General features: G+C 76.1%; 6 protein-coding genes and 1 pseudogene. 5 read left to right on the forward strand and 2 right to left on the reverse strand.

Annotated elements, in window-relative coordinates; translation table 11 throughout:
* Positions 1 to 8: 8 nt before the first annotated feature.
* From ACFQ79_RS06460 to ACFQ79_RS06470, 3 genes are all read left to right on the forward strand, one after another.
* A complete protein-coding gene (locus ACFQ79_RS06460; protein ID WP_383579741.1) occupies positions 9 to 1004 on the forward strand; it encodes an ABC transporter ATP-binding protein in 996 nt (331 codons plus the stop codon).
* Positions 998 to 3112 carry an FtsX-like permease family protein gene (locus ACFQ79_RS06465; RefSeq protein WP_383579743.1) on the forward strand — a complete coding sequence of 705 codons (2115 nt, stop codon included), beginning with the start codon at positions 998 to 1000 and terminating at the stop codon, positions 3110 to 3112. The genes ACFQ79_RS06460 and ACFQ79_RS06465 overlap by 7 nt, the downstream gene beginning before the upstream one ends.
* Before the next feature lie 228 nt (positions 3113 to 3340).
* Positions 3341 to 3670: a hypothetical protein gene (locus ACFQ79_RS06470; RefSeq protein WP_383579745.1), complete on the forward strand. Its 330-nt coding sequence runs from the start codon at positions 3341 to 3343 to the stop codon at positions 3668 to 3670.
* Between the two features lie 74 nt (positions 3671 to 3744).
* Here the strand turns inward: ACFQ79_RS06470 and ACFQ79_RS06475 are convergent, their stop codons facing one another.
* Together ACFQ79_RS06475 and ACFQ79_RS06480 are read right to left on the reverse strand one after the other, a co-directional pair.
* Complete coding sequence (locus ACFQ79_RS06475; protein ID WP_383579747.1) at positions 3745 to 4341, reverse strand: GNAT family N-acetyltransferase; 597 nt, start codon at positions 4339 to 4341, stop codon at positions 3745 to 3747.
* 218 nt (positions 4342 to 4559) lie between these two features.
* Positions 4560 to 5501: an NADP-dependent oxidoreductase gene (locus ACFQ79_RS06480; RefSeq protein ID WP_383579749.1), complete on the reverse strand. Its 942-nt coding sequence runs from the start codon at positions 5499 to 5501 to the stop codon at positions 4560 to 4562.
* A 141-nt stretch (positions 5502 to 5642) separates the two neighbouring features.
* Here ACFQ79_RS06480 and ACFQ79_RS06485 point away from each other — a divergent pair, with 141 nt between their 5' ends.
* Complete coding sequence (locus ACFQ79_RS06485; protein ID WP_383579751.1) at positions 5643 to 6887, forward strand: LuxR C-terminal-related transcriptional regulator; 1245 nt, start codon at positions 5643 to 5645, stop codon at positions 6885 to 6887.
* 396 nt (positions 6888 to 7283) lie between these two features.
* A pseudogene (locus tag ACFQ79_RS06490) lies at positions 7284 to 8060 on the forward strand (bifunctional 3'-5' exonuclease/DNA polymerase); the annotation flags it as partial.

Consider the following 8060-nt stretch of genomic DNA (forward strand, 5'->3'; position numbering starts at 1 on the left):
CTTGAGCCATGACCCCGACGCTCTCGAACACCCCCGCGGCCACCCCCGTCACGGCCTCCGTCACGACCCCCGTCACGACCTCCGTCACGGCCTCCGCGACGGCCTCCACCTCCGCCGTACGGCTCCGCCGGCTCACCCGTCACCACCGGGACGTCCGCGCGCTCGACGGCGTCGACCTCGACTTCCGCGCCGGGACCTTCACCGCCGTCATGGGCCCCTCGGGCTCCGGCAAGTCCACGCTGCTCCAGTGCGCGGCCGGGCTCGACCGGCCCACCTCCGGGCAGGTGGAGGTCGGCGGGGTCGCCCTCGAAGGGCTGAGCGAGCGGCGGCTGACCCTGCTGCGGCGGGACCGGATCGGTTTCGTCTTCCAGTCCTTCAACCTGCTGCCCGCGCTCACGGCCGCGCAGAACGTCGCCCTGCCCCTCCGGCTCGCCGGCCGCCGCCCGTCCCGTAACGAGATCCGGGAGGCGCTGGCCCGGGTCGGACTCGCGGGGCGGGAGCGGCACAGGCCGGGCGAGTTGTCGGGCGGACAGCAACAACGGGTGGCGATCGCAAGGGCGTTGATCACGCGCCCGGCCGTTCTCTTCGGCGACGAGCCGACCGGCGCGCTCGACTCGACGACGAGCCGCGAGGTGCTCGACATGCTGCGGGAGCTGGTCGACCACGACGGTCAGACGATCGTCATGGTCACCCACGACCCGGTGGCGGCGGCCCGCGCGGACCGGGTGGTCTTCCTGGTCGACGGGCGGGTGGCGGGCGAGCTTCCGGACCCGACGGTGGAATCGGTCGCGGCACGGATGACCGCGCTGGAAACGCCCGCGCCGAAGACGACCACGCCCGAATCGGTGACGACCCGGACGACCACACCGGAAACACCCGCACCACGAACGACCACGCCCGAATCGGTGACGGCCCCGACGACCACGCCGGAAACGGTCGCGCCGGTCTCCGAGCCGGGTCCGGACCGGACCGCCGCCTCCCCCACCGGGAGCGCCCCGTGCTGACCGTCGTCCTCTCCGGCCTCCGGGCCCGCTGGGCCTCCTTCCTCGGCGGGTTCGTCGCCCTCGCGCTCGGCGTGGGACTGCTCGCCACCATGGGCCTCGGGCTGTCCGCGACCTTCCACGCGCCCGAGCGTTCCCCGCAGCGCTTCGCCTCCTCGCCCGTCGTGGTGCAGGGTCAGGACCGGCTCACACTGGACGTACGGCGCGGACCCGGGACCGCGTCCGTGGTGCAGCGACTCGACCGTCCACAGCCTGTGGACAACGATCTGCTCCGCGAACTGAAGGCCCGCTGGACCGTCACCCCGTCCGGCGGACCCGACGCCGTCGGCGTCGACGCCCCCGCCGCCGAGGTCCGCGCCCTCGTCGGCGATCGTGCCCAGGTCCTCACCGGCGGCGAACGGCGGCGCGCCGACCCCGACCCTGATCGTGACGCCGACGCGCTCGTCGGCGTCAACGCCCTCCTCGGCACCTCCGGCGGTGTCACCGCCTTCGTCTCCGTCTTCGTCGTCGCCTCCACCTTCGCCTTCGCCGTCGCCCTGCGCCGCCGCGAGTTCGGGCTGCTCAGGACCGCAGGAGCCACCCCCGGGCAGATCCGCCGGCTCCTCCTCGCCGAGGCCGCGGCGCTCGGCGTCCTCGCCTCCGCCACCGGATGCGTGCTCGGCGCGGCCGGCGCGCCGCTGCTCGCCAGGACGCTCGTCGACGGCGGCCTCGCGCCCGCGTGGTTCACGGTCGGCGGCCCGGTCTGGCCCTTCCACGTCGCGTTCTGGACGGGCGTGACGGTCGCCCTGGCCGGGGCGGTCGCCGCGTCCCGGCGGGCCGGGAAGGTCGGCCCGGCGGCCGCGCTCCGCGAGGCGGACGTCGACGCCGACACCCTGCCCCTCGGCCGTGCCCTGCTCGGTGCGGGACTGCTCCTGGCCGGCCTGGGGCTCCTCGTCTGGACGTACGCCACGGACCCGTCCGCGCTGCTCAAGCGGAAGACGTACACGACCCTCCCGATGCTCCTGATCACCGGCATCGCCCTGCTCTCCCCGCTCCTGGTCCGGCCGGTGGCCCGGCTGCTGAGGCTGCGGGGGGCCGTCGGGACGCTGGTACGGGAGAACAGCGCCGCCTCCGTCCGCCGTACGGCCGCCGTCGCCGCCCCCGTCCTCGTGACCGTGGCGCTCGCCGGGACCCTCTTCGGCTCGGCGGCGAGCGTCACGCGCGCGAAGGGCACCGAGGGGCGCGAGCAGACGGCCGCGGAGTACGTGGTGGCAGGCCCGGCCCTGAGGCCGGTGACGGCGCCCGCCGGGGCCGTCGTCTCCCCCACCGGGCCGACCTCGGTCTTCGTACGGGACGGGGACGCGGCCGTCGTGAAGTACGGGGCGCGGGCGGTCGCCGATCCGGCGGCCTTCGCCGAGCTCGCCCGGCTGCCCGTGGTCGCCGGCGATCCGCGGGACCTCGACGACCGGTCGATCGTCGTCAACGAGGAGTTCGAGCGGCGCCGGGTGGGCGAGACGGTCGAGGTCTGGCGGGCGGACGGAAGCGGTCCGGTACGGCTCCGGATCGCGGCCGTCCTCGCCCTCGGCACCGGCGACAACGGCCCGTACGTCACCCGGGCGAACGCCCCCGGCTCCGTCCCCGACCGGATCGACGCACGCGGCGGCGGTACGGCCACGGTGCGGGCCCTGGAGGCGAGCGGCGGCACCGTCAGGACGGCCGACGCGTGGGCCGACGCCGAGCGCCCCCCGGGCGGCAGCCCGCAGGCCCGGCTCGGCATGGTCCTGGTCCTCGGCATCGCCCTCGTCTACACGGTGATCGGCCTCGCCAACACCCTGCTCATGGCGACCTCGGTGCGGGGCGGAGAACTGGCCTCCCTCCGGCTCGCCGGGGCCACCCGGGCCCAGATCCTGCGGGTGGTGACGGGCGAGGCGACCCTCGCCGTGGCGATCGGCACCCTGCTCGGCCTCGCGGTGACCGCGCTGGTCCTCGGCACCCTGGGAGCGGGCCTCGCCGCCCTCTCCGCCCCGGTGGCCCTGGCCCTCCCGTGGGCCACGGTCGGCGCGACGGCGGGCGGGTGCGCGGCGGTCGCGATCGCCGCCTCGGCCCTCCCCGCGTGGCGCCTGACGCGCTGAGCGGCGATGGTGGGACGGACGGGGCGGTGACCGGGGTCGGAGCCGGGTCACCGCCCCGTCCACGCACGTCCCGCACGTCCACGCACGTCCACGCGCGGCCCCGCCCGCCCCGCACGGCCACGCCCGCCCCGAACCGCCCCAGACGGCCGCGCCCGCCCTGCCCGTCCCTCGCCCGCCCCGTGCGAAACGCCTTGCGGCGCGCTCCCGGGGACGACGATCATCGGTCGTGTGCCGGGACAGCGGAAGCGCAGGAGACAGCGACAGCGGGAGCTCGTGGACCTCTCGCGCGCGGCGGACCGTTTCGGCCCGGATGCCGGGCGCTGGGAGCTCTGCTACACGACGGAGGACGAGTCGGAGTGGCAGGCGGAGCTCCGGAGGCTACGCACCGAGGAGCCGGGCCTCGACTGGGACGCGGTCCGGCTGGACATGCTCTGCGGGCGCTCGACGCACCCGACGACGTACCGACTGAGCCTCTTCGTCCCCCACCCGGCCCCGGAGCGGCCCCCTGCCGCGCCGATCCCGCCTCCGGAGGAGCGGGAGGAAGGCGCCGGGCCGTAGTCAGTAACGCGAACGCCGACGCGAAAGGGCCGGGACGCACCCCCGTGCCGCCCCGGCCCCCGCTCGGCCCCGACTCAGGCCCCGCTCTCCCCTGCCCCTGCCCCCGACCCCGTGGACGCGGCCTTCGCCGCCCTCCACTCCGGAGCCAGGACCGACCAGACCTCCTCGTCGTGGCGCCGACCCCGGTAGGGGTAACTGCCCCTCAGGACGCCGTCCTTGCTCATGCCGAGGCGGCGGGCCACCGCGATGCTCGGCTCGTTGTCGGAGGACACCACCCACTCCACCCGGTGGATCCCGCGTACCTCGATCGCCCAGTCGACGAGGGTCCGCGCCGCCCGGGTCACCAGGCCCTTGCCGACCCCCGCCGGCTCCAGCCAGCAGCCGGCCTCGGCCCTGCCGTTCTTCGTGTCCAGCTGCCGGAGGATCACCGCGCCCACGAGGGTGCCGTCGGACCAGATGCCGTGGATGCGGCCCGAGTCGGCGGCCACCTTCTCCGCGTAGAGACGGAGGAACGCCCGACTGGACTCCAGGTCGGTGACGACGTCGGGAAGGCCGTTGCGCGCGCCGATGAACTCGCGTCCCCGGTCCATGTGCGCCAGGAACTCCTCCGCCTGCCACGGTTCGAGCGGGCGCAGCTCCGCGCCGTCGTCTCCCAGGGGTATCGCGTACATCGTCGTCGCCTTCCAGGTCGGGACCGCCGCTCACGACGGAGGGATCGCCCCACCCTCCCCCACCGCGCACCCGGAGTCACGGGAGTTACGGGAGTTACGGGTCCCCCGGATTCACGGGGTCGCGGGTCCCCGGATCCACGGAGTCACGGGGTCGCGGGGTCCCCGGAGTCACGGGGTCGCGGGGGCCCCGGAGTCACGGGGTCGTGGGGTCCCCGGACTCACGGGACCAGGATCAACTTCCCGCGCACGTGGCCCGATTCGCTCAGCTCCTGGACCCGCGCCGCCTCCTTCAGGGGGAGCGTGTCGGCGAGCCGGACCGCGAGGGTCCCGGCCGCCGCCCCGCGCGCGTGGGCGGTGAGTCCGGCCCGTACGGCGTCGGGGTCGCCCAGGGACCCGGAGAACACGATCCCGTACTTCTCCGCTTCCACGTCCGCGATCGTCACGATCCGTTCCTTCGCCGCCCCGACCCCGTCGGGCCCGTCCCCGCCGAGGAGCGCGATCGCGACCGGCAGCACCCCGTGCCCGGCCGCGTCGAAGACCGCGTCGACGCCGTCCGGGGCGGCGGCCCGCACCCGGTCGGCCAGACCCTCCCCGTACGCCACCGGGATCGCGCCGAGTTCGCGCAGGTAGGCGTGGTTGGACTCGGACGCACTGCCGATCACGGTGACCCCGGCGGCGACGGCGAGCTGGACGCCCACCGAGCCGACGACCCCCGCCGCGCCGTGCAGGAACAGCGTCTCGCCGGCCCGTACGCCGAGCAGGTCGAGGACCCGCTGCGCCGTCTCGCCCGCCACCGGCAGGCTCGCGGCGGTCTCCCAGGACAGCCCGGCCGGCTTCGGCACGATGATGTCGGCGATCGCGTACTCGGCGTAGGCGCCGGTCTTGGTCCAGCCGAGGACCTCGTCGCCGACCGTCAGACCGGTGACGCCCTCGCCGAGCCTGTCGACGGTGCCGGCGAACTCCAGGCCGGGGACGGCGGGGAAGGTCGTCGGGTAGAACTCCTCGACCCAGCCGTAACGGCGCTTCCAGTCCACCGGGTTGACCCCGACGGCCGCCACCTTGACGCGGACCTCGCCGGGACCCGGCTCCGGCACTGCGGCACCCGCCGTGTGACGCAGTACCTCGGGACCGCCGAACTCCTCGTACACGATCGCTTCCATCTCAGCCTCCACAGCCGCCCGTTCACTTCGACGGGTCCCAGCCTGCGGCCACGGCCACCCGCTCCCCGCCCTCCCAACGGCCAGTCCCACCTGGCCGAAAGACCGGCCGCTCCCCACCCCTTCCCGCGTACGCTCCCTCGCATGGACGCGCACACTCTGACCACCGCGTACGAGATCATCCGGCAGCCCCTCGGAGAGATCCTCCCCAAGGTCTCGGCCGCCCTCGCCCCGCTCGTCCCGCACGTGGACGCGGCCGAACTCTCCACCCACTGCGCCCACTCCCCCTTCAAGACCATGGGCGGTACGGAGCTGCTCACCGCCTCCGAACTGGCCCCGCTGCTCGCGGCCGGCGTGCCCGGGAGCCCCTGGCAGGGCGTGGCCACGATCGGCGGCCGGGAGCGCGAGGTCGTCGCCGTCACCAGCCACGCGACCCGGCGCGGGGCGGTGCTCGTGCTCGTACGGGAGGACGGCGGCGTCCCGGCGGGCGAGGCCGAACTCGCCGTGGCGCAGGCCCTGTGGGACCTGGTGGCGAGCCACTTCGACCGGTTCGCGACGGAGGCCCTGCCGGGGGCCCTGGCCCGGTCGCGGGCGGCGGCCGACACCCGCGCGCGCGTGATCGCGGAGCTGACCGCCACCCACTCCGCGGCCCTCTCCGGGGTCCTCGGGGTGCTGCGCAGCCGGGCCCTGGACGACACGACGGCCCGGGCGACCGCGACCGACCTGGCCGCGTCGGCGCTGATCGAGATGCGGGCGGCGCAGCGGCGGGACCGCGCGCTCGCGGAGGAACCCGCCCAGGACGCCTTCGAGCGGCTCGCCGGCGAACTCCGGCCGATGCTGCGGCACAGCCGGGTCAGGCTCGACCTGGGCGCGCCCGACTCGGACCGCTCGCTCGCGGCGGACGTCGCGCACAGCGCGCGGGCGATCGTCCGGTCCCTGCTCCTGATCGTCCTCGAACAGGACTCGGTGCACCGGATCCACGTCGGCTGGCAGCTCACCGAGCACGAGCTGCGGGTCTCGGTACGGGACGACGGTGCGGGCGCGCTCGCCCCCTGCGACCTGGGCGCGGGCACGATCAAGGACCGGCTCGACGTGCTCGGCGGGCGGCTCGACATGGACGCGGTGCCGGGCTGGGGCACGACGATCACGGCGGTGATCCCGCTGGCCGCGCCGGCCGCGCCGGTCGAGGCGGCGCACCCGCTGACCGGCCTCGGCGAGCGGGAGGTGGAGGTCCTGCGGCACCTGGCCCTCGGTCACCGCAACCGGCGGATCGCGGAGGCGCTGCACATCAGCGAGTCGACGGTGAAGTTCCACGTCGCCAACATCCTGAACAAACTGGGCGTCGGCTCCCGCGGGGAGGCGGCGGCCCTGTTCCACGCGGCGGCGTAGCGCCCGCGCCGGGGGAGGGCGTGCGGCGCTGTGAGCCGTGCGGCGGGCGCGGGGCCGGTGCGGCGGGGGCCCGTGCGGCGCGGTGAGCTGTGCGGCGCGTGGCCGGTGCGGCGGGGGGCCGTGCGACGCGGGGCCCGTGCGGCGCGTGGTCCCGCGGCCTGCACGCGGGCGCGTGCCCCCGCTCCCCCGGTTGTGGGCAACTGTTCCGCATGGGCGGAACGGGTGGGCACAACCCGACCACGGCGCTCAGCCACCCTCCAGGCCCGGCCCACCAGGTGGGCGCCCCTGGGCAAGGACCCCGGCCTCGTGGGCGCCGTAGGTGCGGGGAGCCTGGGCCCGGAAAGGCGGCGCGGCGGTTTCCCGGGGGTGTCAGTGGGGGGTGTCAGACTCGCACCCATGACCGAGCGGTGGGCCCTCGCAGCCGAACCCGAGGGAGACGGCGCACTGCTCGCCCCCCTCGGCCCCGACGGCCTGCCCTCCGGGGACGTGCGGCGCGAGCCGGACCTGGTCGCGGCCGTCCGGGCCAGGCCCGAGGTCGTTCGTTGGGTGTGGCGGTCGACGGCCGAGGTGTACCCCCGCCTGCTGGCCGCCGGCGTCCGGGTCGAGCGCTGCTACGACGTGGAGGACGCCGAGCAGCTGCTCCTGGGCCACGAGGGGCGGCTCGGCGAGCCCCGTTCCGCCGCCGCGGCCTGGGCGCGCCTGCGGAACGCGCCGGTGCCTCCCGACCCCCCGCAGCGCGGAGCCGAGCCCGGTTCGCAGGACTCGCTGTTCGAGCCGCGCCCCGTCGTCTCCGTCCCCTTCGACGGGTTCCTCGCGGTCTACGCGGAGCAGCTGCGCCGCCATGACCGGGCGGAGCACCCGGGCAGGATGCGGCTGCTCACGGCCGCCGAGTCGGCGGGGATGCTGGTGGCCGCCGAGATGCACCGGGCGGGCCTGCCGTGGCGTGCGGACGTGCACCGGGACCTGCTGCACGAACTGCTCGGCGAGCGGTACGCGGGCGGGGGCGAGCCCCGCCGTCTCGCGGAGCTCGCGGACGAGGTGTCGGCGGCCGTCGGCCGCCCGGGGCCGCCCGGCCAGCCCCCCCCGGTGGGGGAAGGCAGAGCGCGGGGCCGGGGGGGGGGGGGGTGGGACCCCCCCCGGGGGCGTGAGGGGCGGCGCCACCCCGCCGTGTTA

This window comes from Streptomyces sp. NPDC056480 (assembly GCF_042795405.1).
In the GTDB taxonomy this organism is placed as follows: Bacteria; Actinomycetota; Actinomycetes; order Streptomycetales; family Streptomycetaceae; genus Streptomyces.

Excerpts from the sequence above, each read along its gene's own strand:
- ACFQ79_RS06460 (WP_383579741.1), top strand. The coding sequence starts at position 9 with ATGACCCCGACGCTCTCGAACACCCCCGCGGCCACCCCCGTCACGGCC.
- ACFQ79_RS06475 (WP_383579747.1), bottom strand. The coding sequence starts at position 4,341 with ATGTACGCGATACCCCTGGGAGACGACGGCGCGGAGCTGCGCCCGCTC.
- ACFQ79_RS06480 (WP_383579749.1), bottom strand. The coding sequence starts at position 5,501 with ATGGAAGCGATCGTGTACGAGGAGTTCGGCGGTCCCGAGGTACTGCGT.
- ACFQ79_RS06485 (WP_383579751.1), top strand. The coding sequence starts at position 5,643 with ATGGACGCGCACACTCTGACCACCGCGTACGAGATCATCCGGCAGCCC.